Annotated in this window: 20 protein-coding genes and 2 pseudogenes; 18 read left to right on the forward strand and 4 right to left on the reverse strand. The window is 65.6% G+C overall.

Features of this window, described 5'->3' with window-relative positions:
- Positions 1–719: 719 nt before the first annotated feature.
- From ACFWFI_RS26135 to ACFWFI_RS26185, 11 genes and pseudogenes are all read left to right on the forward strand, one after another.
- Positions 720–1,013 (forward strand): annotated as a pseudogene (locus ACFWFI_RS26135) (TnsA-like heteromeric transposase endonuclease subunit); the annotation flags it as partial.
- Positions 1,014–1,093: 80 nt separating this feature from the next.
- A complete protein-coding gene (locus ACFWFI_RS26140) occupies positions 1,094–1,411 on the forward strand; it encodes a hypothetical protein (RefSeq protein WP_387394647.1) in 318 nt (105 codons plus the stop codon).
- Between the two features lie 92 nt (positions 1,412–1,503).
- The gene (locus ACFWFI_RS26145; RefSeq protein WP_387394641.1) at positions 1,504–1,713 is read left to right on the forward strand and encodes a DUF3732 domain-containing protein; all 210 of its coding nucleotides are present in this window, start codon (positions 1,504–1,506) and stop codon (positions 1,711–1,713) included.
- Between the two features lie 312 nt (positions 1,714–2,025).
- Positions 2,026–2,778: a TnsA-like heteromeric transposase endonuclease subunit gene (locus ACFWFI_RS26150; RefSeq protein ID WP_387394609.1), complete on the forward strand. Its 753-nt coding sequence runs from the start codon at positions 2,026–2,028 to the stop codon at positions 2,776–2,778.
- A gap of 356 nt (positions 2,779–3,134) precedes the next feature.
- A complete protein-coding gene (locus ACFWFI_RS26155; RefSeq protein ID WP_387394643.1) occupies positions 3,135–4,649 on the forward strand; it encodes a Mu transposase C-terminal domain-containing protein in 1,515 nt (504 codons plus the stop codon).
- Positions 4,646–5,695 carry an ATP-binding protein gene (locus tag ACFWFI_RS26160; protein ID WP_387394611.1) on the forward strand — a complete coding sequence of 350 codons (1,050 nt, stop codon included), beginning with the start codon at positions 4,646–4,648 and terminating at the stop codon, positions 5,693–5,695. Before ACFWFI_RS26155 ends, ACFWFI_RS26160 begins: the two co-directional genes overlap by 4 nt.
- A 591-nt stretch (positions 5,696–6,286) precedes the next feature.
- Positions 6,287–6,826: a hypothetical protein gene (locus tag ACFWFI_RS26165; RefSeq protein WP_387394613.1), complete on the forward strand. Its 540-nt coding sequence runs from the start codon at positions 6,287–6,289 to the stop codon at positions 6,824–6,826.
- A gap of 32 nt (positions 6,827–6,858) precedes the next feature.
- Positions 6,859–7,128 carry a hypothetical protein gene (locus tag ACFWFI_RS26170; RefSeq protein WP_387394615.1) on the forward strand — a complete coding sequence of 90 codons (270 nt, stop codon included), beginning with the start codon at positions 6,859–6,861 and terminating at the stop codon, positions 7,126–7,128.
- A gap of 359 nt (positions 7,129–7,487) precedes the next feature.
- A complete protein-coding gene (locus ACFWFI_RS26175) occupies positions 7,488–7,697 on the forward strand; it encodes a hypothetical protein (protein ID WP_387394617.1) in 210 nt (69 codons plus the stop codon).
- A 107-nt stretch (positions 7,698–7,804) separates the two neighbouring features.
- Complete coding sequence (locus ACFWFI_RS26180) at positions 7,805–8,371, forward strand: RNA polymerase sigma factor (RefSeq protein WP_387394619.1); 567 nt, start codon at positions 7,805–7,807, stop codon at positions 8,369–8,371.
- Positions 8,364–9,356, forward strand: coding sequence for a CU044_5270 family protein (locus ACFWFI_RS26185; protein WP_387394621.1), 993 nt, complete (start codon positions 8,364–8,366; stop codon positions 9,354–9,356). The genes ACFWFI_RS26180 and ACFWFI_RS26185 overlap by 8 nt, the downstream gene beginning before the upstream one ends.
- Before the next feature lie 81 nt (positions 9,357–9,437).
- Here the strand turns inward: ACFWFI_RS26185 and ACFWFI_RS26190 are convergent, their stop codons facing one another.
- The 3 genes from ACFWFI_RS26190 to ACFWFI_RS26200 all read right to left on the reverse strand — a co-directional run bounded on the left by ACFWFI_RS26190 (position 9,438) and on the right by ACFWFI_RS26200 (position 13,099).
- Positions 9,438–9,734, reverse strand: a complete 297-nt coding sequence (locus ACFWFI_RS26190) for a hypothetical protein (protein ID WP_387394623.1) — start codon at positions 9,732–9,734, stop codon at positions 9,438–9,440.
- Between the two features lie 1,250 nt (positions 9,735–10,984).
- The gene (locus ACFWFI_RS26195) at positions 10,985–11,917 is read right to left on the reverse strand and encodes a hypothetical protein (RefSeq protein ID WP_387394625.1); all 933 of its coding nucleotides are present in this window, start codon (positions 11,915–11,917) and stop codon (positions 10,985–10,987) included.
- A gap of 27 nt (positions 11,918–11,944) precedes the next feature.
- Positions 11,945–13,099, reverse strand: coding sequence for a hypothetical protein (locus ACFWFI_RS26200; RefSeq protein ID WP_387394627.1), 1,155 nt, complete (start codon positions 13,097–13,099; stop codon positions 11,945–11,947).
- Between the two features lie 324 nt (positions 13,100–13,423).
- On the opposite strand from ACFWFI_RS26200, the gene ACFWFI_RS26205 reads away from it, so the two are divergent.
- The 3 genes from ACFWFI_RS26205 to ACFWFI_RS26215 all read left to right on the forward strand — a co-directional run bounded on the left by ACFWFI_RS26205 (position 13,424) and on the right by ACFWFI_RS26215 (position 14,890).
- On the forward strand, positions 13,424–13,951 hold the full coding sequence (locus tag ACFWFI_RS26205; RefSeq protein ID WP_387394629.1) for a hypothetical protein: 528 nt from the start codon (positions 13,424–13,426) through the stop codon (positions 13,949–13,951).
- Positions 13,952–14,108: 157 nt separating this feature from the next.
- Positions 14,109–14,546 carry a hypothetical protein gene (locus tag ACFWFI_RS26210; RefSeq protein WP_387394631.1) on the forward strand — a complete coding sequence of 146 codons (438 nt, stop codon included), beginning with the start codon at positions 14,109–14,111 and terminating at the stop codon, positions 14,544–14,546.
- Between the two features lie 62 nt (positions 14,547–14,608).
- Positions 14,609–14,890 carry a hypothetical protein gene (locus tag ACFWFI_RS26215; RefSeq protein ID WP_387394633.1) on the forward strand — a complete coding sequence of 94 codons (282 nt, stop codon included), beginning with the start codon at positions 14,609–14,611 and terminating at the stop codon, positions 14,888–14,890.
- A gap of 102 nt (positions 14,891–14,992) precedes the next feature.
- On the opposite strand, the gene ACFWFI_RS26220 is transcribed toward ACFWFI_RS26215, so the two are convergent.
- Complete coding sequence (locus tag ACFWFI_RS26220) at positions 14,993–16,138, reverse strand: hypothetical protein (protein WP_387394635.1); 1,146 nt, start codon at positions 16,136–16,138, stop codon at positions 14,993–14,995.
- A gap of 312 nt (positions 16,139–16,450) precedes the next feature.
- Here ACFWFI_RS26220 and ACFWFI_RS26225 point away from each other — a divergent pair, with 312 nt between their 5' ends.
- From ACFWFI_RS26225 to ACFWFI_RS26240, 4 genes and pseudogenes are all read left to right on the forward strand, one after another.
- Positions 16,451–16,927 carry a DUF6924 domain-containing protein gene (locus ACFWFI_RS26225; RefSeq protein WP_387394637.1) on the forward strand — a complete coding sequence of 159 codons (477 nt, stop codon included), beginning with the start codon at positions 16,451–16,453 and terminating at the stop codon, positions 16,925–16,927.
- Between the two features lie 166 nt (positions 16,928–17,093).
- Positions 17,094–17,297: pseudogene (locus ACFWFI_RS26230) on the forward strand (transposase family protein); the annotation flags it as partial.
- A gap of 336 nt (positions 17,298–17,633) precedes the next feature.
- Positions 17,634–18,296, forward strand: a complete 663-nt coding sequence (locus ACFWFI_RS26235; protein WP_387394645.1) for an ISAs1 family transposase — start codon at positions 17,634–17,636, stop codon at positions 18,294–18,296.
- A 105-nt stretch (positions 18,297–18,401) separates the two neighbouring features.
- On the forward strand, positions 18,402–19,130 hold a 729-nt coding region (locus ACFWFI_RS26240), incomplete at its 3' end, for a class I SAM-dependent methyltransferase (RefSeq protein ID WP_387394639.1).

Here is a 19,130-nt window from a genome sequence, read left to right on the forward strand (position 1 = left end):
GCCTACGTCTGGCTGCCGACCCTGGACGAACTGCGGGTCTTAGCGGGTGCTGATGAGTGGTGAGTGAACGGCCCGACGCGCCGTCATTAACTAGGCAGTAAAGGCAACTGACGTGCCCGCAGGCTGCTGGGTGACGCCCAGTCACACCCAGCAGCCGATCGGGGGCCGTGGTGCGCGAACCCTCCGGGCCCGCGCACCCGCACCACGTCAGGATCGAATGCGCCGGGGCAATGCCTGGCCAACTTCAGCAGCCATTAAGGGGTGAAGACATCTAGTCTGCATCATTTTTTAATCTGGATAAGTACATGAGTCAGAACCCCTCGCCGTTGCACAACAACCACACCCCGACATTTCGTCGTTCAGTGAAACTGCGCAAAGCTCAATCAATCTGCGCAGTCCAGTTCTGCCCACGGTTTGCGGTGGGCAATGCCGGCGCCCATTCCTCCGCCCAACACGCTCTTTCGCCCTGGACTTAGCAGAGCCAGAAGGGGTGTTCGGGCTGGTCTGAAAGTCTTTCACCGCATCGTGTGGCTCGGTGTATCTGCGCATTGCTCAGATTGGTCGACCCACGGAGGGTGGAGGGGGGGCTTGCCTGTGGTCTTGCTAGACTCGACAGAGGGGGCGGGGTGCATCCGCGTCATGTGAACGTGCGGTTCGTGGGGCCCAACGGGGTCGTGGTCCAGCTGCCGTGGCGGACCACGGCCGGGGAGTTGCGGCCCATGGACTACCCGGTCGTGCGTGGTTTCCCTGTACGGCGCGGACGGCGGTTGGCTCCGGGATGGTGGTGGTCCGCGACCACAGGCCGCCTGGTGGGATACGGGAGCACGGCGATGCGGGACGCGGTCATGCTGCTGGACCGGGATCCCCAGGTGGTGGGCATGGCATGTCGACCGGTGGAGTTCGTTTGGGAGGAACAGGGAAGGGTTGTCACCCACTCCCCTGACCTGGCCGTGGCCTCGGCCGACGGCGCGATGCACCTTGTGGACTGCCTCGGGCACGGTGGAGCGTCCCGGCGGCTCGCAAGCGCCACGCCCCCAAGTCCGAACGGATCTGGCCAGGCCGCGCCCTACTCATCGGCAGCGAGGACGCCTCCATGTGGGAGGCCCTGGCCCGCGAGGCCATCACCTACCCCGAGACCATCACCCTGGCCGGGCTCCTCGTCCGCCGGCCCTCAGCCCGCTACCACCGGACCCGACCCGGCCAGTCCCATCCCCTCCACGCCACCATCGCCCGCCTCCTGAACCGCCGATGGCTACGAAACCCCGCCCACTACCCCGAAGACCTCTCCCACTACATCCGATACGCCCCACGCCACCCCACCAACGAAACCGCCTACCGCCACCACACCAAACCCAACCGCCACACAGACACCATCGAACTCACCCACCTCGGCCACCACCACCGCGGCTAGGACAGAACCCACCGGCCGCAAGACCGGCAACACCCAAGAGCCACCACATCGAGCTCGCACCGGACAGCACCTAACCTGCGCAACAATGTTCGATTGCACAGGACGAAGACCGCGTAACAGTCACCCGCCTCTTCCAACTCATGCACCAAGTCGTCACCGAGCTGACCCCCCGCTTCCAGATCATCGTCAGCGACCACGCCGACCTGCCCCACCCCTGGTACCAAGAATCCGTGCGCTACAACTGGCGCAACGGCGAGAAACTCATCCCCACCACCTGGCTCGACACCCAGCCCACCCCGTAGCCACCACCTACCGAGGACCAGCAAACCTGCGCAGCACTCAACCAAACTGCACAGACACGCCAGAAACCAAAAACACCACAGGCCAGACGGCTGGACCATCCCAACCCCGAGCAGATTCAGCGAGCCACCCAGCCAAAAACCCGCGCACCCAAACTGCATAAAACGAGGTCAGGAACATGGCCACTGCGCAGCTTCAATGACCCTCGACAAGACCGCTCTCATCCAATCGAGTCGTTTACTCAGCGAACCCAGTCGTTTGGCCTTCCGTCTCAGCGAACCTAGGCGTGTAGGTGATCGCGCTGGGGGTGCGGGGTGGCTGTACCGGCTGGGGTGGATCTTGCGGGGCCGTACGACGAGTTGTCGTACGTGAACGTCGTACGCGAGCGGCAACGACGTCCGCTGCTGGACTGCGTGACAACCCGTTTCGAGGATGTGGCACCGGTGCGGCCCTTTCGGTGGTCTCGCGGTGAGCGTCACTTCGCAGGCTGGTACTGGGCCGCGACGACCGGGCAGCACGTCGGCTTCGAGTCCTGGTTGGAGCGGGACCGGCTCCTTCTCCTGGACTTCGACCCGAAGGTGACGGGGATCGCCTCGCAGCCATTCTGGCTGCACTGGCACGACGGCGAACAAGAACGTCGGCACGCCCCGGACTACTTCGCCCGCCACGCGGATGGCTCGGCGGCGGTCATCGACGTCCGCGCGGATGAGCGGATCGAGCCGAAGGACGCGGAAGCGTTCGAGGTGACGCGGCTGGCCTGCGCTCAGGCCGGGTGGGGGTTCGAGCGGGTCGGGACGCCGGAGGCGGTGCTGCTGGCGAATGTGCGGTGGCTGTCGCGCTACCGGCACCCGCGGTGCCTGCACCGCCCGGTTGCCGACCGGCTGCGGGAGGTCTTCGCGGAGCCGGGCCCGATGTTTCCAGGGGCCGACGCCGCAGGTGACCGACTCGCGACGCTGCCCACCCTCTTTCATCTGGCCTGGCTCCAGGAACTGGCCGTCAACGGGCTGGCGGCCGAGCTGATGGGACCGCGCACGGTCGTGCGCCTGGCCGCCAGTGGTGTCCAGTGAGCGGGAGGGGACGGAAGGCCCCGCCCACGGCCCGGATCGCGGAGTTTCCCGAGACGGCGGCCGAACAGGCCCGTTGGTGGGAAGGGCACATTCTCGAAGTGCTCCATGGCCTGCCGTTGGACGCTTCCGAAGGAGCGCTGCCGCAAACGAAGTTCGATCCGCGACGGAACTCGCTGGCCGAGCGTGAGCGAGCCAAGGCGGCCGAGCTGACGGCGGCCGGGCACCGGGTGACAGCCAGCGGGATCAAGCAGCGGCGCCAGCGCTATCAGCGTGACGGACTGATCGGGTTGGCCGACGGCCGGTCCGCCAAGCAGATGCCGCCTTTCGGCATGGTCGATGCGGTGGTGGTGGAGGCGATGCGGCAGGCGATCGGCGAGACAGCCGAGGACTCGTCGAAGACGATCGGGTTCATCGTCTGGCGGGCCAAGGAGATCCTGGCCGGCCAGGAGGAGGCGGCCGATGTCGAGGTTCCTTCCCGGGCTACCCTCTACCGGCTCTACAGCAAGCTGGCGACCGGCACTCATGCGACGGGCTCGGCCCGCACGCGCCGATCGGTCAACGCACGGCCACCCGGCCCGTTCGGGGAAGTGCCGGCCAGTGCGCCGGGCGAGCTCATGCAGATCGTCTCGACCCCGCTGGACGTGCTGGTGCGGCTGGACGACGGCATCGCGGAGAAGGTCGAGCTGACCGCAATGGTCGACATCGCGACCAGGTCGATCACCGCGGCGGTGCTGCGGCCGACGACGAAAGCAGCCGACGCCTCCGCGCTGCTGGCCCGCAGCGTCACCCCGGAGGCGATGCGACCGGGCTGGTCGGAAGCCCTGCTGATGTCCCGTTCGGTGCTGCCGCACCGGCGGCTGCTGACCTTGGACGAGCGCCTGGAGCAGGCAGCGGCACGGCCGGTGATCGTTCCGGAGACGATCGTCTGCGACCACGGCAAGGTATTCATCTCGAACAACTTCCGGGCGTCCTGCTGGTATTTGGGCATCAACCTGCAGCCGGCACACAAGGCGACCCCAACGGACAAGGGCACGATCGAGAAGCCCCTGGGCTCGGTGGCCACGCTGTTCGCCCAGTTCGTCGCGGGCTACACCGGCTCGACCGCGGACCGGCGGGGCCGGAAGCTGGAGGACGGGCCGCTGTGGTCGCTATCCGAGTTGCAGAGTCTTCTTGATGAGTGGATTGTCGCGGTCTGGCAAACCAGGCCGCATGACGGGCTGCGTGACCCGCAGGCACCGAAGCGGGCGTTCTCGCCGAACGAGAAGTACGCCGCGCTGGTGGAGTCCTGCGGCTACGTCCCGGTCCCGCTGAACGGCGAGGACTACATCGAGCTGCTGCCCGAGCGATGGCAGGCGATCAACGCCTACGGCATCCGGATCAAGCACCGCACCTACGACGACGTCGAGTTGGGCCCACTGCGTCGCCAGCACTCCGGGGTGGCAGAGAAGAAGGGTCTGTGGGAGATCCACTACGACCCCTACGACATCTCCCGAATCTGGGTACGCGACCGCCAAAGCAGTCGGTGGATCACCGCGTTCTGGAAGCACCTTCGCCGCGTTGGCGTCCCGTTCGGGGAGCTGGCCTGGGACCACGCCTGCGAGCAGGTCCCAGGCGGAACCGAGGAACAGATCGCGGACGCCGCCGCTGCCCTGCTGCGGCGGGCCCACGCGGGCCCCGCGCTGGAGAAGGGCCCTGCGGCCAAGCGTTCCCGCCGCGTCGCCGCCCGGACCCGGGCCACCACCCCCGACCGACCGGTCCCGGCCCCACCCGCCGTCGAACCCACACCTGACGAAGAGCCGGACACCGAGCTGGCCAAGGTCATCCCGCTGGGTCTGTTCGACCCGCTCGCCAACCCCTGGAGGCGTCCGTGACCGTCCCTGAACCGGCAGGACGCCGAACCGTCCTGCACGAGGCCGATGCCGCGGCCAACCGACAGCTCACCACCCTGGACGGATGGCGAACGTTCGCCGCCGGCCCGCCCGAACCCCCGGTCCTGCTGTCTTCCGACGAACTGCGGCGGCTGTCCCCGGCAGAGCGGGCCCTCTACGACGAGGACCGGCTCGACCATCACGCCCGGATGCTCGTGGTCGCCACCTCGTTCGTCGAGAAAACAGTGGTCTGCGGCCGTCGGCTGGTCCTGCTCAACCGGCACGCGATCAGCGCCCGCCGCGGCCTGATGGTCTCCGGCCTGCCGGGCACGGGCAAGACCTGCGCCATCACCCAGCTCGGGCTCGCCCACGAACTCCTCGACCGGGCCCGACACCCGAACGTCGCTGGCCGCATCCCGGTGCTCTACATCACCGTCCCGCCTGCCGCGACGGCCCGCATGGTCGCCGCCGAGTTCGCGCGCTTCCTGGGCCTGCCGGTCCGCCCCCGGTCGAACATGACGGACATCATCGAGGCCGTGGTCGGCGTCTGCACGGACTCCTGCACCGGCTTGGCGCTGGTCGACGAGATTCACAACGTCTCGCAGGTCACGCGGGCCGGCGGCGAGGTCTCCGACACCCTGAAGTACTTCTCCGAGCGCATCCCCGCGACGTTCGTCTATGCGGGCATCGGCCTGGAGACCAGCGAACTCCTCACCGGCACCCGGGGCGCCCAGATCGCGGGCCGGTTCACCCTCGTCCCCACCCGCCCGTTCCCCTATGGCGACGAGTGGAAGGGCCTGGTCGCGACGATGGAACAAACCTTGCTCCTGCGCGATCACCGGCAGGGCAGCCTGGTGAAGCTGGACCGCTACCTCCACAACCGGGCCGACGGCATGATTGGAGCGTTGTCCCACGCCATTCGGGGCGCCGCGATCGACGCGATCCTGGGCGGGTCCGAACGCGTGACCAAGGAAGCACTCGACGAGATCCCCCTGGACCACGCCGCGGAAGCCGTGAGCAAGCCGGTGAAGAAGGCGGCCGCCCGGTGACCGACGCACTGCCCGAACAGCTGGTCCGGCTCCCCGTCCAGGTCTCACTGCGACTCGGCGAGGGAACCGACTTCTTCATCCGTCGGCTGGCTCAGGCGAACCACCTCAAGCCCAGCTACCTGCGCGGATGCCTGGTCGGCCCACCCGACTACGGGCGCGGGAAACGACCACGCGCTGAACCGACTCGCCGCAGTCACCGGCCGTCGACAAGACGTACTGGAACGGGTGCTGGCCGATCTGGTGCGACAGAAACGTGCGAGGCCGGCCCCGGACAAGCCCAAGCGTCGTGTCACAGCCAGCGCGGACAAGCCGGCGCTCTTCGCAGCGATCCGTCGGGACGTCCAAGCGGGAGAGCAGTCCGTCAGGAAGTTGGCCGCGAGGCATTGCGTGAGCCCATACATGGTCCGCTAGGCCCTCGCCTCACCGACTCCTCCGCCGCGCAAGGAACGCGCGGCCATCCAGGGCCGGGCCAAAGGACGTGTCGGTCCCGCCATCGACGTCATCCTCGACGAGTACGCCGCCACACATGCCGGCCAACTTCCCACAGTCGGGCTGGTCTGGGAGAGGCTGCTGGACGAGCACGACGCGAGCGTGTCCTACGGCACCGTTCACCGCTACATGTCCAGCCACCCGCTGAGGAATCCGGACACACTGACCAGGCACCCCGAACGCAGTGAGGGAAACTACCTTGCCGCCACCCAGCAGACCTTCCACGCGAACGTGATCCAGCACTATCAAGCGCTGCTGACCGCGGTTCGTCGTGAGCCCGCCCGGCAGGGCCTCGACGGCTCCTTCTCCTCGATGACCGCCTTTCTTCTCGGCCTGGACGCCGGAAGCTCCTGGCGCATGCTCACAGGGTTCCAGGAGTGGCTCGTGGTCCGCCTCGGCCGCGGCCACGACCTGACCTGGCCCCTCCTCGTCCGCCACCTCACTCCAGGGGGCTGGACTCACCCGCTCACCAAACAAGCCGACGCCGCAGCTGTGATCACGCTCCACCGGCTCCTCCGCGACTTCTTCACGATCCGAGAGCGGTCGGACAGCCTCGCAAGGATCTTCCTGGACTACCAGTCCTGGATGGTCACCCAGGACTGGTTTCAACTCGACGCAGCAGAGCCAGCCCCTGGCAGCTGACGATCCCGGCGGTCGGCGTCGGGAGCAGCGCGATGGCCTACTTCGGCTGGGGGGCTTCACTCACCGCGGCGGCGGCCAAGGCCACCAGGCTGTCGGTCCAGCAATCGCCTTCTTTTCGTCGCGACTTCGAGGCCGCAGCCGGAACAGACGAGGTTGGGGCCGTCCTGGCCCGCGAGGCCGCAGCAACCACTGAGGCGGCGAGCATCGGAGTGGAGTGCCGTCCCCGGAACGTCATCGGGGTGAAGGATCAGCAGGGAACCATCGAAGTTGACCTTGAAAGTTCCCTGAGCCATCCGCGGTGAAGCGATCTCGTGCCCAGGCGGGCGCTCGGGGCCTCTCAGCGGCTCCCCGGGCTCCAACTCGCCAGTCAGAGGCTGCTGGCAGTTCCTGCAGTGAAAGACAATCACACGACCAATTCTGCCTGGGCGACAACACGGGCATGAAGCCAACCCGTGTTCACCACAGCCCCGTCAGTCGCTGGCCGCCGGGCCGACCCGCAGCCGTCTCACCCAATCCAGTCCCCGCAGGTCAAAACGACCCGGCAGGACTAACTTCGCTGCGACAGGTCATGAACCGGCAGTGCTTGCGCGCCCCGGGGGACCAGTCGAGGGGGATCACCTCGATGCCGGAGAAGGCCCGCGGTCGGTCAAGCGGCCGGCCCGTGAGCACCTTCAAACGGGGCGTAGCAGCCTTGACGCAGTACAAGGGGCGCGGTACGGATTCTCTCGCGGTCCCCAGGGCCCACGTGCAGCGGTTGGAGGACGGAACGGAGGTGAAGCTGGGAGTGTTCCTGAGCAACAGTAAGAGCCGCCGCGCCAAGCTGACCGCGGACAAGCTGGCAGTGCACCTCGAGTTGGCGTGGGCGGCATGAGTGGGCCGGGTTGTGGAGCACTGACGGTCTCGCCGGCGAAGCCCAAAGAATCCTCCTACCGTCTGTAAGAAGTCGTGACTGCTGCACATAGACAGGGTGGAGGGGAAGTGGAGACTACGAGCGACGAGCAGCGGTTCACCGAGCTCTACAGGCAGCACTATTCGGCTATCGATGCCTACGTGCGCCGGCGAATCCACAGTGATCACGTGGCCGACGTGGTCGCCGAGATATTCCTGGTCGCCTGGCGCAGGGTCGGTGAACTGCCCGAGGGCGCAACGTTGGCCTGGCTGTACGGAGTAGCCAGGCGGACTCTGGCCAATGCCTACCGTTCTGACGAGCACCGATTGCGCGTGTCCGAGTGGTTGAAGGCCCAGCCTCGCAGCGACGGTGTGGATCACGCCGAGGATGTGGCACTGCGCCTGGCAGTGGCTGCCGCCTTTGACGATCTGAGCGAGGCGGACCAGGAGGTACTTCGGTTGGCATTGTGGGATGGGGTGGCCCCGTCCCAAGGAGCCAAGATTCTTGGCTGCGGTGTGGGGGCTTATCAGGTACGTCTCCACCGTGCACGCAAGCGCCTCAAGAAGGGACTCGCTTTCCCATCACTTGAGGAAAACGCACCAGCAGGTTCCTCGGTGCGGTCGGCAACCACAAAGCGGGGTGAAGCAGGTGCGTGAGACAGATCGTGTCTTGCAGTCTTTGGACCCGGCTCGAGACGCAGTCACGCCGGCTGACGAGCGGGACCTCACATCGATTCTCTCCACGCCTGCCCAAGGTACGAAGGCGCGTTTTCGCCCTTCGCCTCGGCGTCGTCAACGTTGCCTGCTGGTCACTGGCCTGGCCACGGCTGCTGTGGCGTTCGCTCTGGTGGTCACGAACATGTGGGGGACTAGCCCCCAGCCCGCATACGCGGTCACTCCTAAGGCCTTGGACTTCCAGGCCGGTGGCCGTCCGGCCGAGGAGGTCCTAGAGGAGATCGCCCAACGCCTTGAGGGAACTGCCATCGATGCGCCCAAGGGGCACACGCAGCGCTTCGTCCAGGAGAGCTGGTCGCTGTCCACCCGAATCGACGGCGTACAAGTGACCTCGGCGATCATTCCGGAGCGGCGCACGACCTGGAAAAAGCCCGACGGGTCGGAGAGGTGGACCGTCCGTTCCCTTGAGCCTCAGTTCGAGGACGACACACAGCGCGAGAGGTGGGAAGAGGCCGGGTCGGTGGGCGACGATCCGCAGGAGTACTCAGATTCCTCCGGGCCAGCCGACATGTCTGACCCGAGGAACCAGGATGCCCCCGCAGACCCGGGCGCCATGAAGCGCTGGCTCAATGAAGGCTACGAATCATCCGGTCCCGGCGAGACATTTGACTCCGTCTCCGAGCGTCTCCTGGACCGACGTTTCTCGCCTACCCAAACAGCATCCCTCCTGCGTGCACTCAAGAACACTCAGGGCATCAGGTATCGAGGCAATGTCGAAGATCGTGCGGGTCGTGTGGGTGCCGCCTTCGCCGTTGAGTCGCGGTACGGAGGGCTTCCCAAAACGCAGACGCTTGTGTTCGACCCGAAGAATGGAAAGCTCCTTATGTACGAGGAAGAACTAACGCACGACGCAGGTAAGTTGAACGTCAAGCCTCCCGCCGTTGTCCTCTACATCTCGTACCTGTGACCCGCTCGGGGCTGTCGGTCTCGCCGCGAGCGGGTTCTCGTTCGCAGGGCTGGGCCAGCAAGGTGTGCTAGCTGGAGTGGCCTACCAAGTCCTGAAGCAATCCGCCTTGTTGTCGTTACTCGCGGAGACCGACGAAGAACGCGTGTGGGGCTGTTCGTGCCACAGCGGCCATCCGGTTGGGCAACTCGAGTCATCACCCGTCTCTGAGCGATTTAGGACTCTAAGCATGTACCCACCCTTGTTCGACCACGACGAGGTTCTGTTCGCGAAGTCAAAGTAGGAGAACATGACAGCCTTGTCGTGCTGGGCATTCCATTGCAGCCGCCGGCCGCCGAAGTTCTTGTACTGGTAGAAGCAATACCAGTCATTCCCAAACACCTCGGTGGGACAGTTGTCCGTCGCGAGTGGAGAGTCTCTGGCTCAACTTCCCCCTCGGGAACTGGCTCGTCGGCGACTACAGAAGATGCTGCCTGCATCTCTCTCGTTGCGCTGGGGGTCATGCTCAGGCGAGGCCCCTGAGAGGCCTGCGCGGCCACCTCTGACTGGAGCTTCTGCGCAGCAGGGCTGCTCGCGGGCGCATACACCTCCCCTGGCAGCGGAAGCGCCATGATCACCTCGCCGCCATCCCAGGCGATCTCGTTTTCACTGATCTGCACCCCACCCTCGGTCTTGGCGAGTATGGCGTCGATCTCCTGCTGTAGAGCATCCGGAGCCGCCCCTGCTGCGGGCATCCAGGCCAGGCTGAGCAGAGTCGTGCCAACTACAGCCACCGCACGGATTACACGTGAAGCCACGTGTCCCCTCCCCTTCTACGCATCGCACAAGCGTGCGAGTTGCGAGTGAAGATGAAAATGTGCCACAGGGGTCTCGATGTGTATCAGTGTTTCCAGCAATGGCCGGTTCCGCCCGCCACCAAACTGTGAGCGCAGATCGCGCGCCACTCCATCCCGAACCCCGTGCCCGTCCCGCATCGGCAAAACCAGGGCCTCTTAGCCTGGAGCTTTTCCTCCTATCTCAGAAGGCCACTCACTCGCCGGACGGAATCACGATCATGACGGAGCAAATGCCGATCGGCTTGAAGTACGCACCCCTCTCGCACGACCAGGCAGCACTCCGAGAGCTCTGGAGTCCTTGCACGCCCTGGCCCAGAAACCGCGGCGCGGCTCCCACGCTGGTGCCCGACCGTGCCTACTAGGGGGCGGCTCGCGGCTGCGGGCTCAGCCCCTTCAGGGGTACCCCAGATGTCAACGACAGGCATGGACCTGCTTCGACGTCTCCTTGGTGCGCGGACGATCATGCTGAACACCGCCATTTGATGTGTGTCGGAGTCCTGGTGGCGCCGACCCGACAACGCGGATACAGCGTCGTCGTCGTGGCCGTAGATAGTCGCTGATGGTCTGGTAGCTACCGCGGTAGCCCAGGTCCTGGAGCTCGCCGTGGAGCCTCGTCCGAGCCCGCCACCCACCCATCTGCTGAAGCACGAGAAGGAGGTGACCCACATCTGTGTGGTCAACCGGGCACGTCGTGAAAGTGCTGCACATCGTCCGGCGGCACCGCGGCCGCCCGGCTGAGGAGCCGAGCGGCCTTGTTGGGAAGAGCTGGTTTCGGGGTCTGGCTTGCGTGTGTTTCTACTCTGGCGCGTGCTGTGGGCCAATCCGGGGAGGATTGGGTCCTGCAGCTGAACCAGTGTCCGGCAAGCTGGAAACAAAGGTCGGGACGAGTACGCGGATACGGCTTTCGGGGATGTCCCCGGCCAGAGCTTGGACTGCGAGTTCGGTGCCGGGTGTGGCAGCCGCGCCAAAGAGTTGACGAAGGAGGTGCAGTCCTTCGGTAGCTACAGCGCCTACCCGCGGGTCTTTGCAGAGAGTCTCAAAGGAAGCCCCTACCTGGCGGGCCGGGACATTAGACATGATCCGGTAGACGTCGCCGGCGTCCTTGGCGGATAGCCGGCTTGTTCTCCCCTTCTCGGCGTCGATGATCCGTTCGTGCAGCTTGTACGCCTTGGCCACGAGAAGCGCCGCGGGTCCGGCTACGTACGCTTGCACGCTGCGGTCGTCGTCGTCCGGTGTGAGGCTGAAGATGGTCATCAGCGAGCGGTCCACGGCTGCCGCCTCAAGGCCGGGGACCTTCTTGGCGGCCCAGTCGTCGTGTGGCGGCATCTGGGTTCGGCGCTTCTTTTTCGAGCCGGGAGCCAGGTTCTCGGGCACGAGGAGGTCGACCTCTACGCCGACTTCGACTTCGCCTACCTGTTCGGTGCGTTCCCACAGGCCGACCTGCTGATTGCCGTTCTGATCGAGCTTGAGGGTGAAGCCGGCTGCGTGCATTGCTTCCTCGAGCAGCGGCTGTTCGCCCAGGACTTCCGGGTCGATGCTGATGTCGCCGTCGGAGGTGTAGGAGGCGCTGCTGATGGCCGCGTCGATGGTGCGGAGGTACACGGCCTGGGCACCGACGACGGTGAGCGCCTCTCGGTGGTCTTCCAAGGCAATGAGCGCGTCCAGGAGCACCTTGCGGGCGGCTAGGTTCAGTTCGTCTTCATCGGTGCTTGCTGCTGCTTGCGACATCGTTCCCCCTCCGGACGTGGCGCAAGTCTAGAAGCGGGTGGGCTCGTCCCGGCGGGAAAGATCAGATCTGCGCCAGACATGTTCGTGGTCGGCCATGAATTCCAGGATTTTTTCGCCCTCGGCCGGCATGCGGCCCGGCCCCGAGAGGCAGTCCGTCGCCAGCTGGCTCAGGCCGACCTGCCACACACCCCCAACGAACATCGGTCGCTGCCACACGCTGTCGTCCTTCGCCTGCAGGATCAGCACATCAGCGCCTTCCGGCACGGGCATGAGACCGAGCTCGTCTGCCCATGCCTGCACGTTGAACTCGTGCTCCTGGACGTAGAGCATGAGCTGTCCTCCGACGGACAGCGGCGCCAGAGATCTGGCCGCGTAGGAACCGGTGACCAGAACCTCACGCCGAATGCTGTTAGTGCCGTTGTCGGCCATATTGGCCAGCCTGCGCAGCACTGCTTTGATGCCGTTCGGGGCGAGCATGCCGGTCGGTTCGGCAGTGCGCAGGAGGTCCGTCTGGTTTGCCCTGGCCCGCAGCAGCGCCTGCCAGTCCACCGAAACGATGTCCCTGCCGTCGCGTTTGATCAGCAGCTGATCGTCCAGGGTGTCGAGCAACCGGGACACGTAGGGCAGGCTCAAATCGGCCCCGTGGGCCAGTGCTGAGGCGCGGTAGGGCGGAGCAAAGTCGGCCAGAAGCCGCACGAGTCGGCCAGCCTTGAGGCCGGTGAGCAGCGGCTTGCTGGACGGCGGCCTGTGCCCGGCGGGAGCACGGTCAGCGCCCTGTGTGTGGATGACAATGGCGGGCCGGCTCACACGCAGGGAAACGTTGCCGGTCAGGTCCAGATAGTCGATTCCGTTCGCACGCAGCGCTTCCTGCGCCAGCGGGCTGATCCACGGAGAGATCACCAGCAGTCGGGTGTGCGAGTTCACCCGCCGTACGAGATGCGCCATAGACGTCAGGACTCCGCCGGCGTCCTTCGGGGTGACTCTTTGCCGGGCTTCGACAAGGAGCGAGACGTAGACGCCGTCATCGGACTTGATCTGGAGCATCGCATCCCAGCCATGGTCCCCGCCGGGGAGCTGGTCGGGTCGCAGAGCGACCTCCCAGTCGGGTCCGAGCAGCTGCTGCAGATGCGTACGCCCCTGCTCAAGCAGGTCCTTCTCCCTCTGGTGTGCGCTCGTCTCCATGCCCTCAGCATGCCATGGCAAATGGGCTCTCATCGAAAAACTTGCTGAATTTGCTAACTTTCCTTCCTTCGTTAAGTTGCTAGATTCAGCAAGCTTCACGATCGGGGCGACTTTCCTTAGCGAGGAAAGTTGCCCAGATCAGCAAGCTACGCCGCGCCCAAGGGGCCCAAGGCCGTCACATGCAGCCCAGAGGGGGTTGCGAGGCGCCGGTCGCCTGCAGTCACCGCGCCATGCCGAGGCGCAGCCGCAAAGTGCTGGCTTCCAAGCCAGCAGGGGTATGCCATGCCCTCCGCCAGCCGTCACCGGTCACAGCTCAGGGCGAGCTTGTCTGAACGCCGGGCCAAGAAGGCGGCGGAGGAGTCCCGTATCCGCATGGAAGCGTGGGAGCGGAAGTGGGCCGAGGAGAAGGCCCTCCGCGACCGGGAGAAGGCAGAGGAGGCCCTGCGCCTCGCTCAGGAACAGTCCGAGCGGGAGGAGCGGGAGCGCCAGGCCGTGGAAGCGGCGAACGCGTGGTGGGGCCGGCTGTCGACACAGCAGAAGAAGGAGTTGCTCGCCGCAGTGACTGAGCGGGCCTGGCGCGAGGAGAAACTCTGGATCACGATCCCCGACAACCCGCTGATGGACCCGGCCTACGCGTACGGGGTGCCGCTATACACCCAGGGCAAGCGAAGCCGGTCCCTGTACGGAATCGTGCGCCCCTGCCCAAGCCTGATAGGAGCCTCGTCCCGGGCACGAGAAGAGCACGCCCTGGTCCGCAGCGCCCAAGAAGCCAAGGAGTTGCAAGAGGCAGGTCACGAAGGACGCCTCACGCACTTCGACCTGCCCGAACACGAACAGCTCTCCATGTACTGACGGCGGGTAGTGCCTGATGAGCAGGGCCGAAGTCCTTGCTCCCCACTGAGTCGGCCGAATAGTCGACGCACCCCTATACAGAGTCGTACACGATTCAGTACAGTATGGCGAGTCGTACACGACTCTGGAAGGGCTGAGGGCTATGGATCAAGAGGCAATGCGCATCGCTGTTGTTGGCGCACTCTCCGACGTAGAGGCGGTAAAGGAGAAGCTCACGGGGTTGCTGGCCGAGATCGACGGCACGGCATCCTCGGTAAGCATCCCCCGTCAAGGTCTCTGGACCAAGGAGCAAGTCGGCCTGCTGTGGGGCAGAGCCAGTCACCTCGCCGGAGTTCGCGCACTCTTCCAAGCCACCGCCGAGCAGGCCGGAACGACGGTTACATTCACAGCCCTCATCGAGCGTTCAGGACTCGACGAACGCCAGCAGCGCAACGAACACGCACGTCTCAGCCGACTCGCCGGCGAACTGTTCGGCGAGAAACGGTGGCCTATCGAGAACTGGCAGGGCGGATACAACTCCAGCAGCGGCAGATCCGAGATGCTCTACCGGATGGACCCGCAGATCGCCGAGTGGTGGGCCGCCCTGGTCGACTGACGACACAGCGGGCTCCTGGTCGTCGTCGGACCTGCGCCGCGGACGCGTCGCACGCTCATAGCGTGCGCGCGTTCGACACCCAGTGCATCCATGAGCACGCCTGCATTCGTTGCTCGCTCCTCAGGCCCGAGCCCGCCCAGCGGCACCGATTGATCGAAATCCGCGACAACCTCGTCGCCCGCATCATCGAAGCTGAGCGGGAGGGGTGGCTCGGCGAGATCGAAGGGCTCCAGGTCAGCCTTGCCGGCGCAGAGGGCAAGATCGCACAGCTAGACACCGAGGACGCCAGGCGGAGCATGACCGTGGACCTGGGGATTCCAGTCTTCAGAGCTGGTGATCAATGACCCGTTTGCGGCCCTGGCGACAAGCCAACGGACCCTGCTGTCCGCGTACTCATTGAGGTGTTCAGGTACGGATGAACGGACTCTGTCGCTGATCTTGTGATGTCAGCCGTCGAAGCGGATCCAGTCGACGGGCAGGTCGGCTAGCGGTGCCAGGGCGCTTCGGTGGGTTGCGCCGGCCCAGAGATCGAATTCTTCGCCGTCCTTGCTGCTGACATGCACGACGAGTCCGGGGGCCACGTAGAAGTGAGTGGGTACCCACGGCCAGAAGGGACGCAGGGGCACAAGGTGCAGCGCTTCGGTGAGTCGAGCGACCTGTGCTGCCGTGAGTCTGCGCGGCAGCGCCTGGTAGTCGGCACTCATGGAAGCCTCGAAGAGGGAGAACTGGATCAGGAAGCCGCTGAGCGGTTCTTGTTCGGCGATCGGTTCCTCGTCGAATTCACGGAACCAGACAGTCGGATCGGCCTCGGGTCCGTCGAGGGTCCACAGGAGTGACCAGAAGAAGCCTCCTTGGTTCTCGACGCCGAAGACGAGCATCTCCCCCAGGTGGTCGGTGTGCAGGTCTTGCTCGGGCAGGATGCTGTTCTGGGTTCCGAGGGCGCCCGGCCGCTGCCTCGCGAGCCGGTACAGCTGCCTCAGTCCAGCAGGCAGGCACGACGGAGAGCAGGTGGCAGGTGGTTCGGTGGCGTCTGCGTCTGGATACCAGCCGGTGATGAACTGTTCCAGCGCTGCCGCACGGTCACCCTTCACGTTCCTGAGCCACTCCAGGCCCGGCAGGTCTACGGCGGAAAGCGGTGGGCGCACGCGGTTGAGGAGCTGTCGACTCAGGGGTGCTTCAAAGCGCAGTTCGCAGTTGGTGAGAACGCCGTCGGACGTGCTGGCCCGGCTCACCTTGGCAGTGCCGAGGTACAGGGCCTCTTCTCCAAGGCGGACCGCAATGTGGATCTGCAACGAGCTTTCGTTCGCGGCCCAGGGCGATCCCATCAGCCGCTCTGTGACCGAAGCCGGTGCGGGCCCGATCAAACGAACCTCCTCTGCACTCCACACACCGCTCCTGGCGGGCGAGTCACCCGCTTCCACGGTGATCACCGTCCCCGCATGGCCTATGACGATGCTGGCACCCCCCACCATGAAGCGCCCCGCGCTCACCGAGCCACCGACGAGCACGGATACGTGCTCCTCATCGAATACCAGCGCCGGAATTGCGGCGGAGCCCTGATCAGTCATCCCCGCATCATCCTCGACCACCACTGGGCATCCCTAATGTCTGCCGGCTGTGACCGTCACAAGATCAGCACCAGAGCCCGTTCACGTGCAGGGCGGCGTCGTTCAGTGAGTCTGTCCGTTTGATCACGTGATGCTGAGGTTGGGCAGGGCCGGTTGGCGTCGCGGGCGTGGCGGTGGAGGCTGGCGGTACTGCTGATGTGTTCGTTCAGGTCGGGGCTCCTACGGCCAGGATGCGCAGTCAATGCCCAGGCGGAACGCCGGTCCCGCGGGACGTGACAGACGGACCATGAGACAGTCACGGCACGGCTCACCGATCGTCACCGAGAAGAAGGACCCATGGGAACGTTGCCCGTTGTCACTGGCCACGATGAGTTTGATGCCTTGGTTGTCAGGACCGACTACCGCGACGACCAAGCGTGGCAGGACGTGGTGGCGGCACTGATGGAGCCCTGGGGAGACAGGCAGTACGAGGCTCAGGTCCACTTCATCAACGATCCGGCCTGGTTGGAGGCGACCATCGAGGAGGTGCTGACTGCGGTCAGCAGTGATGAGAATCTGTCCGTTGTCTTCATTGCCGACCGGATATGCATGCAGGCCGAACTCCACCCGCTGCTGGCGGTCACCACGCTGAGGCGGGAGGACTGCGTCGACGATGAGGACTATGAGCAACTGACCGAGTACGGGCGTGAGTTCCGCGCCATCCCCGCAGGGGTCCACGAGGTCTACGCGAACCTGAGTATCGGCAACCTGGGCTTCGAGGAGTTCGCAGCATGGGCCCAGGATGATCCCGAAGGGGTCTTCCGGCCCCTCTGAACGGAGCGAAAGTCACGACTGCGTCGTTCAGGCAAGTGAATCTGGGTTGATGGGGCTTCAGCAGCCTGGGCAGGGCCATGAGGTTCTCGCCGGGGCTGACGCGGAGACAGGCACGCCTTCTGGTGATCATGAGGTGTCGAGTCCCTGATCACCACAACGGAAGACCGTGTCTGCCCGCTCATCTTTGCTCATCCCGAGCCCTCTGGGGCAACTCACCGACGCCCCACCGACCGCCCCCCATGATCTCCCCAGTCTGTTGACGTGCCTGGCTCAGGTGCCCGACCCTCGCCGGGACCAGGGCCGGCGCCACCCACTCGCCTTCGTCCTGTCCCTGGCCGCGTGTGCGGTCCTGGCAGGAACGAAGTCCCTGACCGCGATCGCGGGGCAGCCGACGCCCCGCCACACGTCCTGGCCCGGCTCGGCGGTCCGTGCCGGGAGCCGGACCGGGGCCCGTCGCCCCGGCCGAAGCCACAGTGCGCCGTGTCCTCCAGCGCATCGACGGAGACGCGCAGGATACGGCCGTCGGAAGTTGGCTCGCCGGGCGCGAACGCGCAGCCGGCCAGAAGGAGAACGACGACAGCGACCGGCCCTTGCCCTCCCTCGTGGTGGACGGCAAGACCGTGCGCGGTGCCCGCCGCACCGACAGCACCCAGGTCCACCTGCTCGCCGCGATGACGGAGACCGGCCTGGTCACTGCCAGCGCGAGGTGGACGGCAAGACCAACGAGATCACCGTCTTCCAGCCCCTGCTAGCCCCGCTCGACCTGCACGGCACGGTGGTCACCTTCGACGCCCTCCACACGCAGACCGCCCACGCACGCTTCCTCGTCGAGGACAAGCACGCCCACTACATCGCACTGATCAAGGGCAACCACCCCACCCTGCACCGGTGGCTGAAGGCCCTGCCATGGCGGGAAGTACCACTTCAGAACAAGGCCCGGGCCACCGCACACGGCCGCGACGAGATCCGCCGGATCAAGGCCGCCACCGTGACGGGGATCCCGTTCCCACATGCGGTGCAGGCCATCCAGATCGTGCGCCGCAGACAGATCGTCACTACCGGCAAGGTCACACTGGAACGCATCTACGGGGTAACCGACCTGACCGCAGAGCAGGCCGACGCAACCGAGATCGCACGCCGCGTCCGCAACCACTGGGGCATCGAGAACAAGATCCACCACGTGAGAGACACCACGTACGCCGAGGACGCCTCCCGCGTACGCACCGGCACCGCTCCACGTGCCATGGCATCCCTACGCAACCTGGCCATCGGCGCCCTCCGACTCGCCAGCCAGACGAACATCGCCGCTGGACTCCGCCACCACACCCGCGACGCAAACCGTCCACTGATCACCCTCGGCATCATGTGATCAACCAGGACACGTCACCTGAACGACGCCGCCCTGGGCTCTGTGGGCAGACATATTGATGGTCGGGCCAGGAACCGAACTGCTGCAGCACACGTCTCCCGCACCATGATCTCAAGCGAGCACCAAGAGCACGCGATTTTCACCAGGCTGGTCTCGCCGTCCTCGGTGAGTGTGGATCCGTCGAAGGTCAACGACTACAACAGCTTCGCCGAGGCGTACACGGCCGCGAACGAAACCAACCTGGTCAATGCCTACTACGAGCGTCCCGCGATGCTGGCCCTCGCTGGAGACGTGGCTGGCCGGCGGACCCTCGACGCAGGCTGTGGCTCGGGGCTCCTGTTTGCCGCGCTGCGCGACCGTGGCGCCATTGCGAGTGGCTTCGACTCGAGTGCCGGGATGCTGGGGCTGGCCCGGCAGCGGCTCGGCGACGGTGCGGATCTGCAGGTGGCGGACCTGGGCAGCCCGCTTCCCTACCCTGATGACACGTTCGACGATGTAGTGGCGTCCCTGGTGCTGCACTACCTGGAGGACTGGGAGTCGGCGCTGGCCGAGCTGCGACGCGTACTCAAGCCCGGCGGTCGGCTGATCGCGTCTGTCGACCACCCCTTTGCCGTCAACCTCATCCACCGCGAGGCCGGTCGCGAGGCCGAGTGCAACTACTTCGACACCACCAAGTGGACCGTAGAGTGGACTGTGGGCAGCCATACCGCCCTGGTGAGCAGATGGAACAGGCCGCTGCACGCGATGATCAAGGCTTTCATCGGGGCCGGTTTCCGGATAACGGTCATCAGCGAGCCGGATCCTGATCCCGCCGCCCGCGAGCTGTTTCCCGAG

This window comes from Streptomyces sp. NPDC060209, assembly GCF_042728155.1.
Taxonomy (GTDB): domain Bacteria; phylum Actinomycetota; class Actinomycetes; order Streptomycetales; family Streptomycetaceae; genus Streptomyces.

Excerpts from the sequence above, each read along its gene's own strand:
- ACFWFI_RS26210 (WP_387394631.1), top strand. The coding sequence starts at position 14,109 with ATGCGCATCGCTGTTGTTGGCGCACTCTCCGACGTAGAGGCGGTAAAG.
- ACFWFI_RS26200 (WP_387394627.1), bottom strand. The coding sequence starts at position 13,099 with ATGGAGACGAGCGCACACCAGAGGGAGAAGGACCTGCTTGAGCAGGGG.
- ACFWFI_RS26225 (WP_387394637.1), top strand. The coding sequence starts at position 16,451 with ATGGGAACGTTGCCCGTTGTCACTGGCCACGATGAGTTTGATGCCTTG.
- ACFWFI_RS26195 (WP_387394625.1), bottom strand. The coding sequence starts at position 11,917 with ATGTCGCAAGCAGCAGCAAGCACCGATGAAGACGAACTGAACCTAGCC.
- ACFWFI_RS26155 (WP_387394643.1), top strand. The coding sequence starts at position 3,135 with ATGCGGCAGGCGATCGGCGAGACAGCCGAGGACTCGTCGAAGACGATC.
- ACFWFI_RS26140 (WP_387394647.1), top strand. The coding sequence starts at position 1,094 with ATGTGGGAGGCCCTGGCCCGCGAGGCCATCACCTACCCCGAGACCATC.
- ACFWFI_RS26170 (WP_387394615.1), top strand. The coding sequence starts at position 6,859 with ATGGCCTACTTCGGCTGGGGGGCTTCACTCACCGCGGCGGCGGCCAAG.